We start from the raw sequence: 19,181 nt of genomic DNA, 5'->3' as shown, positions 1-19,181 counted from the left end.
TAATCCCGCAGATGGAGTTTTAAACTCTCCATCCTGCGGGATATTTGTTTTTCAGTGTCTGATTAACAAGCTTTCCAAAGCCAAGGGGATAACCTTCTGCACAGAGAAGATGCCATCCTTTTTTATGCGCGGCTTCATCAGGTTCGATCATGAGCGTTTCACCCTTCAGATATCTGGTCAGCCGTTCATCATCAAAGGGAAGTGAGATAACCGCCTCAACATCATCTTTGTGAAGGGCAAGAGCCAGAGGCTGAGAAGGCTCAAAACGGTTTTTTTTCAGATCACCCAGATAGAGACCATTTCTCAGGAAATTCAGTCCCCTGAAATTACTGTTTACAGGAGGCAGATAGTAAACTTTATCCTTGCGGGTTTCTATTCTGTCCCAGCAGAAAGGCTGGCCGCCAAGGGTGCAAAGGCCAATTTCATGGAAAAACAGTTCCAGCCATTTTCTGGTTTCTTTGTTTTCTTTTACAGATGTGGCAGGCTGTCGGGTGCTGCAGGCACCGGATTTGCGGAAAAGAGCCATGAAATGTCCTTCGCCGTTCAGTTTATGGGGAAAAAGACGGATACATCTGCTGAGTTCAGGATCGTTATTTCCCCATTCCGGAACTCCGCTGGAAAAACCGTCTTTATGTGGAATCTCAATTAGTTCCATATTAGGTCTGTTATCAAGTAGATAAGAGACAGTGCCTTCATCTTCTTCGGGTGCAAAGGTGCAGGTGGAATACAGAAGCATGCCGCCAGGGCGGAGCATATCTGTAGCCTGAAGGATCAGCTCCCGCTGCAAAAGAGAAAGTTCGTGAGATTTCTCAGGCGTCCAGTCTTTTGCGAGAGATTCTTCTTTACGGAACATTCCTTCACCGGAACATGGTGCATCCAGAAGGATTTTGTGGAAAAATTCCGGAAAAGTGTCTGCAAGTCTGTCTGGTGTTTCGCTTGTAACAAAGGCATTGGAGATACCAAAAAGCTCCAGATTGCGAAGAAGCGCTTTTGCCCGGGAGGCACTGATATCATTGGCGACTAAAAGTCCGGTTCCGTGAAGTGCATCACCGAGAGCTGTGGCTTTACCGCCGGGAGCAGCACAGAGATCCAGAACATATTCACCTTCTTCTACAGGAAGACAGGAGGCTGGCGTCATTGCACTTGGTTCCTGCAGGTAATAAAGTCCTGCCTGATAGGCGGCACATCTGGAAGGGCGTACATCTTCAGGATAAAAAAAGCCATTTTCGATCCATGGAATCGGAGTTATGGGAAATGGTGCCATTTCCCGGAATTCTTCGACAGATATTTTTGATGTATTGACCCGCAGACCATAGGTGCGGGGGAGTTCATAACTTTTTATGAAAGATTCATATTCGTCACCGAGCATTTTCTGCATACGTTTCAGAAATTCCGGATGAAGAGATACGGTTCTGTTTTCATCAGACATAAGGGGAAACCTCCTTAAATAATGTTTCTCAGACCGGTTGCCGTAAACAGCATGTGAACGGAGAGAGCAACATCAGTATAATTCATGAAAAGAGATTCGTGAATACTATTGACAAAACTATATTATATAATATATAGTATTACTAACGAAATAATATTATACATCACCAAGGATTGAGAAGCCTTAATCCATATGAATGTATAAAAGATAGTCTAAATTAAATAAAGGAAGTGAGGTTATGGTATTTAACACAGGAGCAGCGCTTCTGGATGCGATCGTACTTGCTGTTGTTTCCAAAGAAAAAGAGGGAACTTATGGATATAAGATCACACAGGATGTACGAACTGTGCTGGAGGTTTCGGAATCAACACTTTATCCTGTCTTAAGACGCCTTCAGAAAGATGAGTGCCTGGAAACCTATGATATGGCATATGCAGGAAGAAACCGCAGATATTATAAGATTACAGATAAAGGAACAGCTCAGCTGAATCTGTACAGGGAAGAATGGAAAATTTATTCATCAAAAATTTCCACATTATTTGAGGGAGGAATTAAACTATGAACAGGGCGCAGTTTATGGAACAGCTTGAGAAACTGCTTTCTGATATCTCTGAAGAGGAGAGAAGGGAGGCACTCGAGTTTTATGAGAATTATTTTGATGACGCAGGAAGCGAACATGAGGCAGAAGTAATCAGGGAACTGGGAAGTCCGGGTAAGGTTGCTGCGATCATTAAGACAGATCTTGATGAAACAAGAGAAAACACAGGAGAATATACGGAACGGGGATACCGTGACAAAGAAGTGGAAGAACCGCAGCAGACACCTGCAAGACGTGATGGATATCATGCAGACAAGAGCCGGAATAAGGCAGGCGTGATTCTGGCGCTGATACTTCTGGTATTTATTTCACCGCTGATAAAAGGTGCAGTCGGCGGTGTGCTTGGATTTATAGTAGCGCTGATCACTCTTCCGTTTCTGATCGTTTTTGGAATAGGAGCTGTAGTAGTTGCCTTATTTGTAGCTGCAATTGCTGTGATTGGTGTGGGAATTGGTGCTGTTTTCAGCAGTGTGGCTTTTGGTACTCTGGGAATTGGCATAGGACTGATCCTTATGGCAATTGCGCTTGTTGCACTTGTTTTTCTTGTATGGGCGGCAAGCCGTGTGCTGCCTGCAATTTTGAGAAAGTTTACGGATTTTCTTGGAGGAATGCTGAATCGGGGCAGAAAGGGGAGTGAGAAGCAATGAGAAAATTTTCAAAAATAACCCTGATAATTGCCGGAGTTGCTGGTGCAGTTGGACTGGGACTGACAATTGGAGGGACTGCGATGGGAGCAACTGTTGCAGGCCTGAATTTCTGGAAAGGAAACTGGGGTCAAATGCTTCACAGCGTGGTGACGCAGCATGTAACATTCAGAGATGATGGCGCATGGGAAGAAGACTGGGACGAGCTTCAGAAACTGCAGCCATCAAAATCTACGGATGATTCCATTATTTATCAGACAGATACAGCTTCTTCACTGAATATACTTCTCAGTACAGATCAGCTGGCTTTCAGTGAATATGATGGTAAAGAAATATGTATAGAGGTTACCGGAAACAAAAAAGACAAGGTTCGTGTTGGCCAGGAAGGTGATGAGCTTGTCATAGAAGGGATTGGACGTGTGAAAGACAGGAATATCACGGTTAAGTATCCGAAGGGATATGTGTTTGAAGATATTTCTGCAAATGTTGCAGCGGGGACTATGCAAATATGTAATGATTTTGCAGCAGACGACATGGAGATTTCTATGGCTGCAGGTGAATTTACAAACAGTGGAAGTCTGACTGCCAATGATTTGGATATATCTGTTGGGACCGGAAATGCAGAGTTTAAAAATCTGGAAATACAGAATCTGGAAGGCGAGTGCGGAGTTGGTAACATAGAACTCCACATGAACAGAACCGAAAAAGATTATAATTATGAGATATCCTGTGGCGCAGGCTCTGTTGAAATCGGAGACAGTTCTTATGAAGGAATTGGAAACGAAAAGAAAATCAGCAATCCAGGTGCGGCTGGAACAATGAAGCTGGAATGTGGAGTTGGAACGATAACAGTAGATTTTGCGGAATAAATTATATTGATCATATTTAATACAGAAAGAAGGAATTTATATGAGCAACAAACGACTTTACAAATCATCAGTGAACTGTATGCTATGTGGCGTGTGCGGCGGTATTGCCGAATATTTTGATATTGATCCCACACTGGTACGTCTTGGGTGGATCATATTCACCTGCTTCGGCGGTGCAGGAATATGGGCCTATATTATTGCAGCAATTGTTATTCCAAAAGAATAATTCCTGAATAAATTTTCCTGAAACTGTCCATACTTCTGATAACCGGGTGGTGATAAAGCGCAACAGTAAAAAGGAGTGTGGATAAGTTGAACAGAGAAAAAGAAGTGGAGGCTTTTCTAAAAGGAGAACTTCCAGAAGAAGAAAAGCTGAAGTATGAAATTGCCAGAGAACTGGGTGTCCTGGACAGAGTTATTGAAAAAGGCTGGAAAAGCCTTTCTGCAAAAGAAACGGGACGGATCGGTGGACTGATGACAAGAAAGAAACGTAAATTTTAGAAAGTTTTAAGAAAAAGCATTGCCGTGAACAGTGACCGGCAGTGCTTTTTTTGATATAATGATACCAGGAAGTAGCTATTCATATAATAAATATGCGGATTCCGAATGTCTGCAGAAGTGCGAGAGTTACAGAGTAACGGAGCACTTCGTAAGTATCATGATATAATCAGGACAACAATCATCAGGAGAACAATATGGACACATATGTGAAATTAGATAAAGTCTCCAAAATATATGGAAGTGGCCAGGTGATGATCAAAGCGGCAGACGAGATCAGCTTTGAGATTACGAAGGGAGAATTTGTAGTCATTGTAGGTCCAAGTGGTGCCGGAAAGACTACAGTTCTGAATATACTTGGCGGAATGGATACGGCTACTTCAGGACATGTATGGGTAGACGGTAAAGATATTGCAGAATATAACAACAGGCAGCTGACAGCATACAGAAGAGAGGATATTGGCTTTGTATTTCAGTTTTATAACCTTGTACCGAATCTGACTGCGCTTGAGAATGTAGAGCTGGCGCTTCAGATATGCAGTGAACCGCTTGATGCAGAAACGGTTCTTAAAGAAGTCGGACTGAAAGACAGACTGGGAAATTTTCCGGCCCAACTTTCCGGTGGAGAGCAGCAGAGAGTATCTATTGCAAGAGCACTGGCAAAGAATCCAAAACTTCTTCTCTGCGATGAACCTACAGGAGCACTGGATTATCAGACAGGTAAGGCGATTCTGAAACTGTTGCAGGATATGTGCAGGCAGAGAGGAATGACTGTTATTGTTATTACACATAATTCTGCTCTTACTCCGATGGCAGACAGGGTGATACATATCAAGAACGGAACGGTGTCTTCGATGGAACTGAATAAAGAGCCGGTACCTGTGGAGGAAATTGAATGGTAATAAAGAGAAAAAAAGCCTTACATAAAGACTTCTGGATGGAAATCCGTAAGAACAAGGCGAGATTTATTTCGATTTTCTGCATTGTAGCGCTTGGTGTAGCTTTTTTTTCAGGAATACAGGCTGCCTCGCCGGATATGCGCTATTCAGGAGATGCCTATTATAACCAGTCAAAACTTATGGATCTCAAAGTAGTCAGCACCATGGGACTGACGGAGAAAGATATTAAGGCGCTGAAAGAAATCAAAGGTGTGGAGAAAGCAGAGGGGGCATACTCAACGGATGTTCTGTGCGGAGAAGACAATACTCAGAAAGTCCTTCATGTGGAGAGTTTGAATCAGGAAGTGAATCAGCTGACTGTTTCTGAAGGACGGCTGCCGGTAAACAGCGGAGAATGTTTCCTTGATAAAACTTTTGCACATAATCAGGGATACGAAGTAGGAAGTAAGATCCGCTTCAGAGAAGGCGAAGACAGCGAATTACTTGTAACAACCGAATATACAGTTGTTGGCATGGGAACCAGTCCTCTTTATATTTCATTTAATCGTGGAAATACAACGTTGGGTTCCGGTGAGGTAAATGGCTTTGCCTATGTCGTTCCGGAAGAGTTTGAGTCGGAAGTTTTTACGCAGATATATATGCGTGCACATGAAGTGGAAAAAGTTACGAGTTATACAGATGCCTATGATAATCTGATCGAAGCTTTACAGAAACGTGTGGAGGGAATTGAAGAAGAACGTTGCGAGATCCGTTATGATGAAGTAGTTTCGGAAGCCAGAGACAAAATAGCTGATGCAGAGAAAGAACTGGAAGAGGGCAGGAAGGAGGCAGATGATGAACTTGCCGATGCCAGAAAAAAAATCGAAGACGGTGAGAAGCAGCTGAAAGATGGCGAAAAAGAATATGAAGAAGGAAAAAAGAAATTAGAAGATGCGAAAAAACAGCTTGCAGATGGAAAAATTCAGCTTGCGGATGCCAGAAAACAGCTTGCAGATGGTAAGAGCCAGCTTGCCGATGCCAAAAAACAACTTCAGGATGGACAGAATAAACTGAAACCTTCCAGTGAAAAACTCAAAGATGGCTGGAAGCAGTACGAAGAAGGAAAGACCCAGTATGATAACGGAAAGGCACAACTGGAAGAAGCAAAACAGCAGCTGAATCAGGGTAAGGCGCAGATTTCATCAGCAAGAGAGAAAATAAACCAGAAACAGCAGGAACTGACAGCAGGGCTCACACAGGCACAGAATGGCCAGAAAACAGTTGAAAGTAAGATCAGCGAACTGGAAAGCCAGATTCCTCAGCTGGAAGCTGCAATTGCACAGCTTGCCCCGGCAGTTTCACAGCTTGAGGCTGTAAATCAGCAGCTAAGTACTGCAAGACAGGTAGCATCTCAGAAACAGAGTGCTTATGAGACGGCAGCACAGGCGTATGAAATGGCCAGGAACCAGGCAGAGAATGGTGAAATTACAGAAGAACAGTTAACTGTATATAAGCAGAATATGGATCAGTCACAGTCCGAGCTGAATGCTGCAAACGAAGCTGTCAGTGAAGCACAGGCAGCAGTGAACAGCGTGCAGCAGTTGATATCACAGAAGGAATCTCTGGAAAGTAATCTTGCCGCAGCGCAGTCAGGGCTTGGTCAGGCAAAAACACAGAAGACTCAGCTTGAAGTAACAATCAGTCAGCTCAAAGAAGGACAGAAAAGTATTGATTCGGGCAGAGCAGAACTTGAAAAGCAGGAAGCTGCCCTTATTCCGGTGGAGAATAAAATTGCTTCCAGTGAAAAAGAGTTGAAAAAAAGCAAGAAAAAACTTGATTCCAGTCTGAAACAGCTGACAAAAGGCCAGAAAGAACTGGATGCAGGTCAGGCGAAACTGGATGCTGCACAGCAGCAGATTGAGGTAAATGAACAGAAACTGAATTCCGGAGAAAAAGAAATCGCAGCAAATGAGCAGAAGCTGAAAGATGGAGAAAAGGAAATTCAGGATAATGAACAGAAACTGAAAGATGCGGAAAAAGAGCTTGAAGATGCAAGAACAGAGCTCAAAAATGGCAAGAAAGATTATAAAGACGGTGAAAAAGAAGCACAGGATAAAATTAAAGAAGGGGAAGACAAGATTACGGATGCAAAAAAAGATCTGCAGGAACTTAAAAAACCTGAATGGATCATTACAGACCGGAACGATTTACCGGAATATTCTGATTATGGCGACAATACAGACCGTATCAGGAATATAGGAGAAGTTTTTCCGGTAATCTTTTTCCTGGTAGCTGCGCTTATCAGTCTTACAACCATGACACGTATGGTAGAAGAACAGAGGACACAGATTGGCACGTTGAAAGCACTTGGTTACGGTAAGTTTTCCATAGTATCCAAGTATCTCAGGTATGCTTTTTTTGCCACGGCAGGCGGCAGCATAGTGGGAGTTCTGATCGGAGAAAAAATTCTTCCATATATAATCATAAAAGGGTATGGAATGATGTATCCTAATGTAGGAAACAGCCTGCAGATCCATTATGAAATGAAATATGCTCTGATAGCATCTGTTGCTGCAATTATATGTACAGTTGGCGCAACTGTATTTTCATCTTATCAGGTACTGCGGGAAACACCGGCATCTCTGATGCGCCCGCCATCACCAAAAGAAGGCAAGAGGATTCTTTTGGAGAGAATTCCTTTCCTGTGGAAACACCTTAATTTTACATGGAAATCATCTCTCAGAAATCTTTTCAGATATAAAAAGCGCCTTTTTATGACAATCTTCGGTATTGCAGGAAGTATGGCACTGATGCTGGTCGGTTTTGGACTCAGGGATTCTATTTCGGATATCGTGGTACTTCAGTATACAGAACTTCAGCATTATGATGGAACTGTCATTTCAGATGATGAAGCAACAGAACAGGAACGGACAGACCTCGATAATTATCTTAAAGACAATCAGAAACTGGATCATTATACAGATATACAGCTCTCAAAGATTACTGTACCGAGGGGCAGATCCAGTTTAAGTGCTTATGTGTATGTCCCTGAAAATCTGAATACATTTAAAAAAGATGTTACATTGAAGAATCGTGTGACAGGAAAAATCTATCAGCTGACAGATAATGGGGCTGCGATCAGTGAAAAAACGGCAGAACTTCTTGACCTGAAAGTGGGAGATGAACTTACCATAAAAAAAGATGACGCAGAATATAAAGCGAAAATTGCTGTGATCACAGAAAACTATGCAGGTCATTATATTTATATGACTCCAAAAGTATACAGAGAAACTTTCGGTGAAGATCCTGATTATGCAGATATCGTCTTTACTGTAAAAGACCAATATAAGAACCAGACAGAAGAAATTGGTCAGGCAATCATGGAATCACCGGCAGTTTTAAGTATCAGTTATACAGCAAGTACAATGGAAATGGTAGAACGTATGCTTGGAACACTGGGAATCATTATTGTAGTTCTTATTGTGTCTGCCGGAATGCTGGCATTTGTTGTTCTGTATAATCTGAATAACATAAATATTACAGAGAGACAGCGGGAACTGGCAACATTAAAAGTCCTGGGATTTTTTGACATGGAAGTTTCGCAGTATGTTCTCAGAGAGAATATTATTCTTACGATTGCCGGAATTCTGTTCGGATCTCTGTTCGGGATCTTCCTTCACAGATTTATCATTGTGACTGTGGAAGTTGATGCAGTTATGTTCGGAAGAAACCTTCGGCCGCGGAGTTTTCTCTATTGTGCAGTACTGACCTGTATCTTTTCAGCTGTGGTAAATGTATTTATGCATATGAAACTGAAAAAGATCAATATGGTTGAATCTCTGAAATCAGTCGAATAACTGTGAATTTTTATCAATCTGTCTTGACAAGGCGAAAAAATGCAATTATATTAGAGTCTAGTACAGATTCATATAAAAGGCTGAGAGAAAGAGGAGTAGGTGATGTTCCCTGACAGAGAGAAGTTTTCACGGGCTGGAAGGAACTTCAAGGAAGAAATCATCGAAGGTAGCTTTTGAGCCGGGCAGCTGAGAAAGTTTTCACCGGAATGTCTGATGCAGACAGCGGGATATCATGTAGGCTTCCACGTAACCTGCGTTAAAGGACCTTGAGATGTGCAGTATGTTTTTTCTGCATAATGAAGGTGGTACCGCGAGAATTATTGCCCTTCACACAAATGTGTGAAGGGTTCTTTTACTTTATTAAAAAATTTCAGGAGGACAGTATGAGCAAAGAACTTGCAAAGACTTATGATCCAAAAGGCCTGGAAGACCGTCTCTACAAAAAATGGATGGACAACGGTTATTTCCACGCAAAAGTTAATCCAGACAAAAAACCTTTTACAATTGTTATGCCGCCGCCGAACGTTACAGGACAGCTGCATATGGGACATGCACTCGATGAGACCATGCAGGATATCCTGATCCGTTTCAAGAGAATGCAGGGTTATGAAGCACTGTGGCAGCCGGGAACAGACCATGCAGCCATTGCAACAGAAGTAAAGGTCATTGACAAACTGAAAAAAGAAGGAATTGACAAACATGATATCGGCCGTGAAGAATTCCTGAAACATGCATGGGCATGGAAAGAAGAGTACGGCGGAAAAATCATCAACCAGCTGAAGAAACTTGGTGCATCAGCAGACTGGGAAAGAGAACGATTTACCATGGACGAGGGATGCTCCAAGGCTGTTCAGGAAGTTTTTATCCGCTTATATGAAAAAGGTTATATTTACAAAGGTTCCAGGATTATCAACTGGTGCCCTGTATGCCAGACTTCTATTTCTGATGCAGAAGTAGAACATGAGGATCAGGACGGATTCTTCTGGCATATCAATTATCCGATTGTAGGTGAGGAAGGAAAATACGTGGAAATAGCCACAACACGTCCGGAAACACTTCTTGGAGATACAGCAGTAGCTGTTAATCCGGATGACGAAAGATACAAAGATCTCATCGGCAAAATGCTGAAACTTCCGCTTACAGACAGAGAAATCCCTGTGATCGCTGATGAATATGTAGACAAGGAGTTCGGAACAGGCTGCGTAAAGATCACTCCGGCACATGACCCGAACGATTTTGAAGTAGGCAAACGTCATAATCTTGAAGAAATTAACATTCTGAATGATGATGCTACCATTAATTCTATTGGCGGCAAATATGCAGGAATGGATCGTTACGAAGCACGTAAGGCCATGGTGGCGGATCTCGATGCTCAGGGACTTCTTGTAAAAGTTGTTCCTCATAATCACAGTGTCGGAACTCATGACCGTTGTGGTACGACTGTAGAACCTATGATCAAACCACAGTGGTTCGTACGCATGGACAAAATGGCAAAAGCAGCAATGGACGCTCTTAAACCGGGAGAACTGGAGTTTGTTCCTCCGAGCTTTGGCAAGACATATCTTCACTGGCTTGAGAATATCCGGGACTGGTGTATTTCACGTCAGCTCTGGTGGGGACACAGAATTCCGGCTTATTACTGCGATGAGTGCGGTGAAGTAGTTGTTGCAAGAGAAATGCCTGAAAAATGCCCGAAATGTGGCTGTACACATCTCCATCAGGATGAAGATACACTGGATACATGGTTCAGCTCTGCTCTGTGGCCGTTTTCCACACTTGGCTGGCCGGATAAAACACCGGAACTGGAATATTTCTATCCTACAGATGTACTTGTAACAGGATATGACATTATTTTCTTCTGGGTTATCCGTATGGTATTCTCTGCTCTTGAACAGACCGGAGAAGTTCCGTTCCATCATGTACTGATCCATGGTCTTGTACGCGATTCACAGGGGCGTAAGATGAGTAAATCTCTCGGAAATGGTATTGATCCACTGGAAGTTATCGACAAATATGGCGCAGATGCGCTCCGTCTGACGCTGATCACAGGTAATGCACCTGGAAATGATATGCGTTTTTACTGGGAACGTGTTGAATCCAGCCGTAATTTTGCAAACAAGATCTGGAATGCCTCACGTTTCATTATGATGAATCTGGAAGGCAAAACAGTTACAGAGCCTTCTGATCTGAATGCACTCTGCCTGGAAGATAAATGGATTCTTTCAAAACTGAATACAGTGATCAGTGAAGTTACAGAAAATATGGATAAATATGAGCTGGGTATTGCAGTTCAGAAAGTTTATGATTTCCTCTGGGATGAACTCTGTGACTGGTACATTGAGATGGCAAAAGTTCGTCTCTGGAAAGCAGACGAAAATCCTGAAGCTGCAAATGATGCACTCTGGACATTAAGGACAGCACTTACAGAAGGACTGAAACTTCTTCATCCGTATATGCCGTTTATTACAGAAGAAATTTACTGTACACTTCTTCCGGAAGAGGAATCTATCATGATTTCCGACTGGCCGGTATATCAGGAAGCATGGAGATTCCCTGAGGCAGAAAATGCAGTGGAAAGCTTCAAGGAAGTTGTAAGAGGAATCCGTAATACACGTACAGAGATGAATGTGCCTGCAAACCGCAAGACGAGTCTTCACATTGTAGGTCGTGATGAAGAGACATGCGCAAGATATGAAGCATGCAAGAAATCTTTTGTAAACCTTGCATTGGCAAAAGAAATTCTTGTACAGGATAATAAGGACGGAATCGGTGATGATGCAGTTTCTGTAGTAGTTTCTGATGCTGTTGTATATATGCCGCTGGAAGATCTTGTAGACAGAGAAAAAGAGATGGAACGTCTTAAAAAAGAACAGGAACGTCTCAAAAAAGAAATAGCCCGCTGCCAGGGTATGCTTGGCAATCCGAATTTTGTAAACAAAGCGCCGGAAGCAAAAGTACAGGCAGAAAAAGACAAACTTCAGAAATACGAAGAAATGATGGAAAAGGTAAATCTGCAGCTTAAACAGATGGAAAATTAAAGGAGCATTTGGATGAAATTGTATAAAGTGTGTAACAGGATATCGCTGTTGCTTCATGCATTGTGCAGTGCAGCCGGTTATTTCCTTATCGAGGCGATCAGTCGTCATTCCTTTATGGAAGCATGGGATTTTATGACCGCAAAGCCGTTGGTTTTTGCATATAATGCAGGACTGATTTTTACAACAAGTCTTATTGTATACCTGTTTCGCAGGAGATGCTTCTGGAGATTTCTGATAGCAATCTTCTGGCTTTTACTTGGAATTATCAACGGTGTGATTCTGGCTAACCGTGTCACACCGTTTACAGGGCCGGATCTTCATCTACTTACAGATGGAATGGCGATACTGAACAAGTATCTCCCTTCCTGGGGAGTAGTTGTGGCGCTGATCGTTCTTGGATTTTTCGTGCTTTTGCTTCTTGGTCTTCTGATCAAAGGACCAAAATATACACGAAAGATAAAATATCGATATGATCTTCTTCTTGTGGTTGTGGGTATACTGGCATTTGCCGGTATCACACAGCTGGCACTTGAAAAGAGAGTGCTTTCCAATTATTTTGGAAATATTGCTTTCGCATATGAGGATTATGGATATCCCTATTGTCTGGCAGTTACCATTTTTGATACAGGTATCAGCTGCCCGAGAGATTATTCAGAAAGCGAAATAAAAAGAATTGAGAACACAGAGGAGAATCTTCCGGAAACAAAATCCGGAGAACATCCGAACATTATTTTTATACAGCTGGAATCTTTCTTTGATCCGGAACTGGTTAATTATCTGAAACTTTCGGAGGATCCTATTCCGAACTTCCGAAAACTGATGAAGGAATATACTTCCGGTTATTATAAGGTTCCGGCTGTAGGCGCAGGAACTGCAAATACAGAATTCGAATCAATTACGGGAATGAGTCTTCATTACTTTGGACCCGGAGAGTATCCATATAAGAGTATCCTCAAGGAAACAACCTGCGAAAGTGCTCCGTATGTATTGAAAAACCTGGGATATACAACACATGCAATACATAACAACGAGGCAAACTTCTACGGCAGAAGAAGTATTTTCCCGAATCTTGGGTTTGATACCTTTACATCGGCAGAATATATGCCTGAAGAAGAAGATAAAAATCCGCTCGGCTGGACAAAGGATGAAGTCCTTACGGATGAAATCATTAAATGTCTGGATTCTTCAGAAGGTTCGGATTATATTTATACGATTTCAGTTCAGGGACATGGAGCATATCCAGAAGAAGAACTTCTGGATGATCCGGAGATTACAGTTACAGGTGCTGCAACAGAGGAGAAAAATACGCAGTGGGAGTATTATGTGAATCAGATCCATGAAATGGACAATTTTGTCAAAGAACTTACAGATGCTCTTGCTGATTATCCTGAAGATGTAGTACTTGTTATGTATGGGGATCATCTTCCGACAATGGGACTGAAGGTTGAAAATCTGAATAACAAATATCTGTTCCAGACGGAATATGTGATGTGGGATAATTTTGGCATGGAGAAAAAAGATGTTAATCTTGCTGCATATCAGATGGCTGCAGAAGTCATGGATCGTGTGGGAATTCATGAAGGAACCGTATTCCGTTATCACCAGGCAAGAAGAAATACCAGAAATTATCAGGTGGATCTTGAAACACTGCAATATGATCTTCTCTATGGAGAAAAATATTCCTATGGAGGAGAAAGTCCTTTCCAGAGAACCAAGATGCGCATGGGTCTGTATGATGTGTCGCTGGATTTCATGGAACTGGTTTCAGATTCTGATTTTACATACCGTCTGAAGGGAACGAATTTTACACCGTCCAGTCAGGTAAAAGTGAATGGAGAGTGGGTAGATACGGTATATGTAAATGAGACCACACTTATGATTTCTGGAACAGAACTGGATGATTTTGATCGGATCTCAGTTTCACAGCGAAGTAACAGTTCAACAAGAAAAGCTCTTAGTAAGAGCTATGACCGTTCCTGCTACATGCTCTACAGTGAAAATAAATGGAAATTACCGTCAGAAAATGAGTAACAGAAGTCATATAATATAAAAATAACCATTCCTGTCGAATAAAAGATTACGATTAGGACTGGACATCTTTCACCACTCATATATAATGATAACGTAGCGATTTTTAAGAAGGAAAACAGTTTTAACTTCGCTGCAATACATTATAGATGAGTGGTGAATTTTTTATGAATTACGAAGAAGCAGTTGCTTATATTGAGGAAACACCTAAATTTACAACAAAAAATAAACTGGAACATACAAAAGAATGTCTGGAACGCCTGGGAAATCCACAGAACAGATTCAAAGTGATCCATGTGGCAGGAACTAATGGGAAAGGAAGCACCTGTGCTTTTCTTACTTCAATACTGAGAGAAGCCGGGTATTCCTGTGGGCTTTTTACATCTCCACATCTGGTTGTGATCAATGAGAGGTTTCAGATTAACGAGAAAAATATTGATAACGATACATTTCTGAATGCTTTCCATAAGGTAAAAGTACTTGCAGATGAGCTGGTCAAAGAAGGAAACTATCATCCCACCTATTTTGAAATGCTTTTCCTCATGGGAATGGTTATTTTTGCAGATGCAGGTGTGGATTATGTCGTGCTTGAGACCGGACTTGGAGGAAGACTGGATGCAACTACAGCAGTTGAAAATCCTGTTGCATGCGTGATCACATCGATCAGCTTTGACCATATGCAGTATCTTGGAAATACCATTGAAGCGATTGCAGGAGAGAAAGCCGGGATTATTGTGCCCGGAGTGCCGGTAATCTATGACGGAAATAATCCAAAAGCTGCAAAAGTGATCAGAGAACATGCTGTTGAACTCGGAAGCCCGTATTACGAAGTCAGAAAATCCGATACGGAAATTATCCGCAATACCCGTTCCGGCATTGATTTTTTATTTAAGAATGGGTATTATGATAATACGGTATTTTCCATTCCTTTTATTGCTGGATATCAGGTAATGAACAGTTCCCTTGCGCTTCAGACCATACAGATCCTGAAAGAGCAGATTCCTGTATCAGAAGATGCTCTGAAAAAGGGCTTAAGTGAGACTAGATGGCAGGGACGTATGGAAACTGTACTTCCGGGAGTGATCGTGGATGGAGCACATAACGAAGATGGAGTGGCAAAATTTGTGGAAACAGCTGCTCATTTTCAGAAGGAATATCCACTGACTCTTCTTTTCTCAGCGGTAGATGACAAGGATTATACAGAAATGATCAGTACAATACTTGACAAGATACATTTCCGTCATGTTGTGGTAACACAGGTTGGTGGATATCGTAAAGTTCCGGCAGAGAAATTTGCAGAAATTTTCAGAGAACATGGTGTTCCTGCAGCTGAATGCTGTGATAATGTTCCGGAAGCATTTCACAGGGCACTTGCTGAAAAAGGTGAAGACGGACTTCTGTTCTGCGTAGGTTCACTGTATCTGGTCGGTGAGATCAAGGCAGAAATAGCAAAGGGAGAAACATTATGATAGATTACGAAGAAGAACTTAAGAAGTTTGAGCCCTGTCTGGACGTTACAGATGCAGAAGGGGCTATATATGACAGAGAACTGACAGATATTCTGGATGTACTTCAGGAGGTCTTAAGAGAAGCAAAAAGTAACAGACGCGTAAAATAAGGAGAATTTAATGAACTGTATGAACTGCGGCGCATTCCTCACAGACAGTGATCTTGATTATTGCCCGAACTGTGGGTACAATGTGCTGATTCAGAAAAAAGTAGATTACCTGTCCAAAAGTTTCTATAATCAGGGTCTGGAAAAGGCTAGTATCAGGGATCTTTCAGGGGCGATTGCCTGTCTGAAACAGAGCCTGATTTATGACAAAAGGAACATAAAGGCAAGAAACCTGCTGGGGCTGGTGTATTTTGAAACAGGTGAGGTCGTATCCGCACTCAGCGAGTGGGTGATCAGTAAAAACCTCCAGCCAACCAGAAATCTGGCTGCAGAATACATTAATAAATTACAGGCAAATCCGAATAAACTCAGTGCCATAAATGAAACAATAAGGAAATATAATCATGCACTTCTTCTGTGCAGAGAAGGGCATGAAGATATGGCAGCCATTCAGCTTCGCAAAATACTGGCACAGAATTCCAAACTGATTAAGGGATATCATCTGCTTGCGCTGATACAGATGAAAAACAGAGAATGGAATAAAGCAAGAAGAACGCTCAAAAAAGCTGCACGTATTGATAAAACAAATACTACAACATTACGTTTCCTGCGGGAAGTAGATGAACAGACCGGAGTAACAACACGTCTTGAAAAACAGAAAAAAGGTCTGTTTCGAAATGCGTCAAACAGAAGACCGGATACAGATGCCGATAGCGGCGAGATGGTAGTACAGGCACCTGTCTACAGAGAAAGAAACAGGATTTCACTTTTTGTGATACTGATGTCAGGTATTATTGCCGGAGCAGGGGCTTTCTGGCTGCTTGCAGTACCTGCCATAAGGCAGAATATTTATTCAGAGGCAAATCAGCAGATCGTTCAGTACAGCGAATCACTGGCCAGTCAGGGAGCCGAGCTGTCGAAGGCGCAGGGGGAAGCGAAAGAATCCGGTGATACAGCAGAAGAAGTGACGCAGCAGCTGACAACGGAGCAGGCAAAAAGCCAGAGTTATGAGGCGCTTATGACTGCGTATCTGTATTATCAGCAGCAGAATCTGGATGAAGCAGCACTTTCTATTCAGAAAGTCCAGGTTGATGTACTGACTGATTCTATGAAATCTATATATACCACAATTCGTGATGCGACCGGAGTTGCAGGAATCGGAGATTCAGAGGGACCGCAGACGCAGGATGGTAACAGTGATGAAGAAAATTATGAAGATACCGGATATGATGATTATTACGATGAGTATGACGAAAGCTATGAATAGAAATATCATTATCGGGTACTGCAAGGGCTGAATACAAGAGATAAACCTCAGATAAGGGGATATGCGAAAGCATATCCCCTTATCTGTTTTCAGAGAAAAGTGGCGTATAAAAACAAAAATAAGGGGGAAACTAAATTGGAAAATATGTTTGAAATAGCAGGAACCACACTGAGAATAAAAATGCCGGAAGATGTAGATCACCCGGTATCTGATCATGTAAAAAAGGAAACAGACAGAATTATGGATCTGACATATATCAGAACAATGATTTTTGATTTTGCAGATACTGAATTTATGGACAGTTCAGGGATCGGACTGATCATGGGAAGATACAGAACACTGGGAATGCGGCAGGGATGTGTGAAAGCCGAAAATGTTAATTCACATATTGATAAACTTCTGCACCTTTCCGGGGTGCATCGGTATATGGAAATCAGAAAAGCTGTAGAAGAAGGGAGCACAAAATGAAAGATACCAATGAAATTACACTTATTTTTGACAGCAGACCTGTAAATGAAGGGCTTGCAAGAATTACAGCAGCATCGTTCTGCACACAGCTGAATCCGACACTGGAGGAGGTTGCAGATCTGAAAACTGCAGTTTCAGAAGCTGTTACGAACTGTATCATTCATGGATACGAAGGAAAAATACATAAGATTGAAATGAGATTACGACTGGAAGAAAGAGAAATCCAGGTGGATATCACGGATCATGGAGCCGGAATACCGGATGTAGAAAAGGCAATGGAACCTATGTATACCACGAAGCCGGAAAATGACAGATCCGGTATGGGATTTACTTTCATGGAAGCTTTTATGGATGAAGTTTCAGTTGAATCAGAGGTTGGAAAAGGTACGGTAGTACACATGAAAAAAGTAATAAGGAGGTAAAAAGGCAGACTTGGATCATACTCTTGCTCTGATCGGGCGTGCGCACCAGGGAGATAAAGCAGCAAGAGACAGATTGTTTGAAGAAAATACCGGGCTTGTATACAGTGTGGCAAGAAGATTTATGGGAAGAGGAACAGAATTTGAAGATCTTTGTCAGATTGGAAGTATTGGACTTCTGAAAGCAGTAGATAAATTTGACATAGCCTTTGAAGTAAGGTTTTCAACGTATGCAGTACCAATGATCGTCGGTGAAATCAGACGTTATCTCCGGGATACAGGAATAATAAAAGTCAGCAGGTCTCTGAAAGAAAATCAATACAGAGTGTTCAGGGCGAGGGAAGAACTTGAACGGGAGTTTGGAAGAGAACCATCTGTAAAAGAACTTGCAGAAAAAGCAGAACTTGCACCTGAAGAACTGACGATGGTGCTGGAATCGGGAGCAGAAGTGGAATCTCTGTACAGAACTGTCTATAAAGGTGAAGGAACAGAGATACTTCTTATGGACAAAATATCTGAAAAAGAAAACGGGCAGGAGAAACTTCTTGACAGAATTCTTCTGGAGGAACTTCTTAAAAGTCTTGAAGGCCCGGAAAGGCAGCTGATTTTTATGCGGTATATGGAGGAAATGACCCAGACAGAAATTGCCGAAAAGCTTGGGATATCGCAGGTACAGGTGTCCAGAATGGAAAAAAGAATTCTCAGCAAGCTGAGAGAGCGCTGTAAATAAAAGACAGAAGACATAAAAACAGCCCGGAATCTGTATAAAACTCCGGGCTGAATATCATGATTCAGAGCAATTTGTTTTTCCGAAAATGGAAACACGTGTTTTGGAAAGAGCAGTCAGTATGATCATACCGAACACTCCACAGGAAATTACTTCTCCGGCACCTACAGTCAGCATCATCAGCGGAATTGGAAGATTTACACCGTATCCGTAATAAAGGACAAAAGGTACAATAAGAGTATTGGCAACGATTGGCGGTACAGGAGCCAGCCATTTGTTGCTGCGGAGTTTATAAGTAAAAACTGCGCCGATCAGTGTTGCAACACTGCCGAAAACGATATCTACAGGAATGGCACCACCGAGAAGATTGGAAAGAATGCATCCTACAAATAATCCGGGAATTGCAGCTGGTGTGAAGTAGGGAAGTATGGTCAGTGCTTCTGAGAAGCGGATCTGGACTTCACCATAGCTTAACGGGGCAAACAGCAGGGTCAGAACTACATAAATAGCACCGATGGCAGCTGCCTGCACAAGGAACATAGTACTCTTGTTTTTCATATTCAGTTCTCCTTTAGTTTTGTTTTACGAGTGGAAGGTCACGAACACTCGATTCATTTTACGCCGGGAATCGGCGGAAAGCCCTTATAAGACCTTGTTTTTATGGGCTTTTTAACGCGTATGAGTATAGCACAGGAATAAATGAAATGCAAGTGGAATTCATGAGTTGCTGTGAACGGAGTGAACCAATGTCATTTACTTAAGGAAATTCCTTGTAAAAAAGGAGTTTCCTTTTTTATTACCAGTAACTCAAAAAACACTTGACAATACCTCATGTTTGTGCGGCTT

The 19,181-nt window shown here is 42.1% G+C and carries 17 protein-coding genes; 15 read left to right on the top strand and 2 right to left on the bottom strand.

What is annotated here, in order from left to right:
* Positions 1-19: 19 nt before the first annotated feature.
* Positions 20-1,429, bottom strand: coding sequence for an RsmF rRNA methyltransferase first C-terminal domain-containing protein (locus tag ACTNB8_RS12650; RefSeq protein ID WP_441055229.1), 1,410 nt, complete (start codon positions 1,427-1,429; stop codon positions 20-22).
* A gap of 238 nt (positions 1,430-1,667) precedes the next feature.
* On the opposite strand from ACTNB8_RS12650, the gene ACTNB8_RS12645 reads away from it, so the two are divergent.
* The 15 genes from ACTNB8_RS12645 (at position 1,668) to ACTNB8_RS12575 (ending at position 18,338) form a co-directional block, all read left to right on the top strand.
* Complete coding sequence (locus ACTNB8_RS12645; RefSeq protein ID WP_296157607.1) at positions 1,668-1,991, top strand: PadR family transcriptional regulator; 324 nt, start codon at positions 1,668-1,670, stop codon at positions 1,989-1,991.
* Complete coding sequence (locus ACTNB8_RS12640) at positions 1,988-2,674, top strand: DUF1700 domain-containing protein (RefSeq protein ID WP_441055227.1); 687 nt, start codon at positions 1,988-1,990, stop codon at positions 2,672-2,674. The genes ACTNB8_RS12645 and ACTNB8_RS12640 overlap by 4 nt, the downstream gene beginning before the upstream one ends.
* Positions 2,671-3,540, top strand: coding sequence for a DUF4097 family beta strand repeat-containing protein (locus ACTNB8_RS12635; protein ID WP_441055225.1), 870 nt, complete (start codon positions 2,671-2,673; stop codon positions 3,538-3,540). The genes ACTNB8_RS12640 and ACTNB8_RS12635 overlap by 4 nt, the downstream gene beginning before the upstream one ends.
* Positions 3,541-3,580: 40 nt before the next feature.
* Positions 3,581-3,766 (top strand): PspC domain-containing protein, encoded by a 186-nt coding sequence (locus ACTNB8_RS12630; RefSeq protein WP_296157601.1) that lies wholly within the window; start codon positions 3,581-3,583, stop codon positions 3,764-3,766.
* Positions 3,767-3,852: 86 nt separating this feature from the next.
* Entirely contained in the window at positions 3,853-4,041 is a 189-nt protein-coding gene (locus tag ACTNB8_RS12625; RefSeq protein ID WP_441055222.1) for a small, acid-soluble spore protein, alpha/beta type, read from the top strand.
* A 194-nt stretch (positions 4,042-4,235) separates the two neighbouring features.
* Positions 4,236-4,940: an ABC transporter ATP-binding protein gene (locus ACTNB8_RS12620; protein WP_441055220.1), complete on the top strand. Its 705-nt coding sequence runs from the start codon at positions 4,236-4,238 to the stop codon at positions 4,938-4,940.
* Positions 4,934-8,773: an FtsX-like permease family protein gene (locus ACTNB8_RS12615; RefSeq protein ID WP_441055218.1), complete on the top strand. Its 3,840-nt coding sequence runs from the start codon at positions 4,934-4,936 to the stop codon at positions 8,771-8,773. The genes ACTNB8_RS12620 and ACTNB8_RS12615 overlap by 7 nt, the downstream gene beginning before the upstream one ends.
* A 383-nt stretch (positions 8,774-9,156) precedes the next feature.
* On the top strand, positions 9,157-11,811 hold the full coding sequence (locus tag ACTNB8_RS12610; RefSeq protein WP_441055216.1) for a valine--tRNA ligase: 2,655 nt from the start codon (positions 9,157-9,159) through the stop codon (positions 11,809-11,811).
* Between the two features lie 12 nt (positions 11,812-11,823).
* Complete coding sequence (locus tag ACTNB8_RS12605) at positions 11,824-13,842, top strand: LTA synthase family protein (protein WP_441055214.1); 2,019 nt, start codon at positions 11,824-11,826, stop codon at positions 13,840-13,842.
* Between the two features lie 164 nt (positions 13,843-14,006).
* Positions 14,007-15,308, top strand: coding sequence for a bifunctional folylpolyglutamate synthase/dihydrofolate synthase (locus ACTNB8_RS12600; protein ID WP_441055212.1), 1,302 nt, complete (start codon positions 14,007-14,009; stop codon positions 15,306-15,308).
* Positions 15,305-15,457: a hypothetical protein gene (locus ACTNB8_RS12595; protein ID WP_005424949.1), complete on the top strand. Its 153-nt coding sequence runs from the start codon at positions 15,305-15,307 to the stop codon at positions 15,455-15,457. Before ACTNB8_RS12600 ends, ACTNB8_RS12595 begins: the two co-directional genes overlap by 4 nt.
* 10 nt (positions 15,458-15,467) lie before the next feature.
* The gene (locus tag ACTNB8_RS12590; RefSeq protein ID WP_441055209.1) at positions 15,468-16,721 is read left to right on the top strand and encodes a tetratricopeptide repeat protein; all 1,254 of its coding nucleotides are present in this window, start codon (positions 15,468-15,470) and stop codon (positions 16,719-16,721) included.
* Positions 16,722-16,865: 144 nt separating this feature from the next.
* Entirely contained in the window at positions 16,866-17,189 is a 324-nt protein-coding gene (locus ACTNB8_RS12585) for an anti-sigma factor antagonist (protein WP_441055255.1), read from the top strand.
* Positions 17,186-17,611 (top strand): anti-sigma F factor, encoded by a 426-nt coding sequence (gene spoIIAB / locus ACTNB8_RS12580; RefSeq protein ID WP_441055207.1) that lies wholly within the window; start codon positions 17,186-17,188, stop codon positions 17,609-17,611. Before ACTNB8_RS12585 ends, spoIIAB begins: the two co-directional genes overlap by 4 nt.
* A gap of 10 nt (positions 17,612-17,621) precedes the next feature.
* A complete protein-coding gene (locus ACTNB8_RS12575) occupies positions 17,622-18,338 on the top strand; it encodes a SigB/SigF/SigG family RNA polymerase sigma factor (protein ID WP_441055205.1) in 717 nt (238 codons plus the stop codon).
* Positions 18,339-18,392: 54 nt separating this feature from the next.
* Here ACTNB8_RS12575 and ACTNB8_RS12570 read toward each other — a convergent pair whose 3' ends face one another.
* Positions 18,393-18,893 carry a QueT transporter family protein gene (locus tag ACTNB8_RS12570; protein WP_441055203.1) on the bottom strand — a complete coding sequence of 167 codons (501 nt, stop codon included), beginning with the start codon at positions 18,891-18,893 and terminating at the stop codon, positions 18,393-18,395.
* Between the last annotated feature and the right edge of the window lie 288 nt (positions 18,894-19,181).

Origin of the sequence: Blautia sp. HCP28S3_G10, assembly GCF_052065235.1 — a bacterium.
GTDB lineage: Bacteria > Bacillota > Clostridia > Lachnospirales > Lachnospiraceae > Blautia_A.
Note: the sequence above shows the minus strand (reverse complement) of the source record. Positions and strands in the feature narration are given on the sequence as shown.

Coding starts and splice junctions, on each gene's coding strand:
- ACTNB8_RS12610 (WP_441055216.1), top strand. CDS start 9,157: ATGAGCAAAGAACTTGCAAAGACTTATGATCCAAAAGGCCTGGAAGAC.
- ACTNB8_RS12570 (WP_441055203.1), bottom strand. CDS start 18,893: ATGAAAAACAAGAGTACTATGTTCCTTGTGCAGGCAGCTGCCATCGGT.
- ACTNB8_RS12600 (WP_441055212.1), top strand. CDS start 14,007: ATGAATTACGAAGAAGCAGTTGCTTATATTGAGGAAACACCTAAATTT.
- spoIIAB (WP_441055207.1), top strand. CDS start 17,186: ATGAAAGATACCAATGAAATTACACTTATTTTTGACAGCAGACCTGTA.
- ACTNB8_RS12650 (WP_441055229.1), bottom strand. CDS start 1,429: ATGTCTGATGAAAACAGAACCGTATCTCTTCATCCGGAATTTCTGAAA.
- ACTNB8_RS12630 (WP_296157601.1), top strand. CDS start 3,581: ATGAGCAACAAACGACTTTACAAATCATCAGTGAACTGTATGCTATGT.
- ACTNB8_RS12615 (WP_441055218.1), top strand. CDS start 4,934: ATGGTAATAAAGAGAAAAAAAGCCTTACATAAAGACTTCTGGATGGAA.
- ACTNB8_RS12635 (WP_441055225.1), top strand. CDS start 2,671: ATGAGAAAATTTTCAAAAATAACCCTGATAATTGCCGGAGTTGCTGGT.
- ACTNB8_RS12640 (WP_441055227.1), top strand. CDS start 1,988: ATGAACAGGGCGCAGTTTATGGAACAGCTTGAGAAACTGCTTTCTGAT.
- ACTNB8_RS12590 (WP_441055209.1), top strand. CDS start 15,468: ATGAACTGTATGAACTGCGGCGCATTCCTCACAGACAGTGATCTTGAT.
- ACTNB8_RS12595 (WP_005424949.1), top strand. CDS start 15,305: ATGATAGATTACGAAGAAGAACTTAAGAAGTTTGAGCCCTGTCTGGAC.
- ACTNB8_RS12645 (WP_296157607.1), top strand. CDS start 1,668: ATGGTATTTAACACAGGAGCAGCGCTTCTGGATGCGATCGTACTTGCT.
- ACTNB8_RS12620 (WP_441055220.1), top strand. CDS start 4,236: ATGGACACATATGTGAAATTAGATAAAGTCTCCAAAATATATGGAAGT.
- ACTNB8_RS12605 (WP_441055214.1), top strand. CDS start 11,824: ATGAAATTGTATAAAGTGTGTAACAGGATATCGCTGTTGCTTCATGCA.
- ACTNB8_RS12585 (WP_441055255.1), top strand. CDS start 16,866: ATGTTTGAAATAGCAGGAACCACACTGAGAATAAAAATGCCGGAAGAT.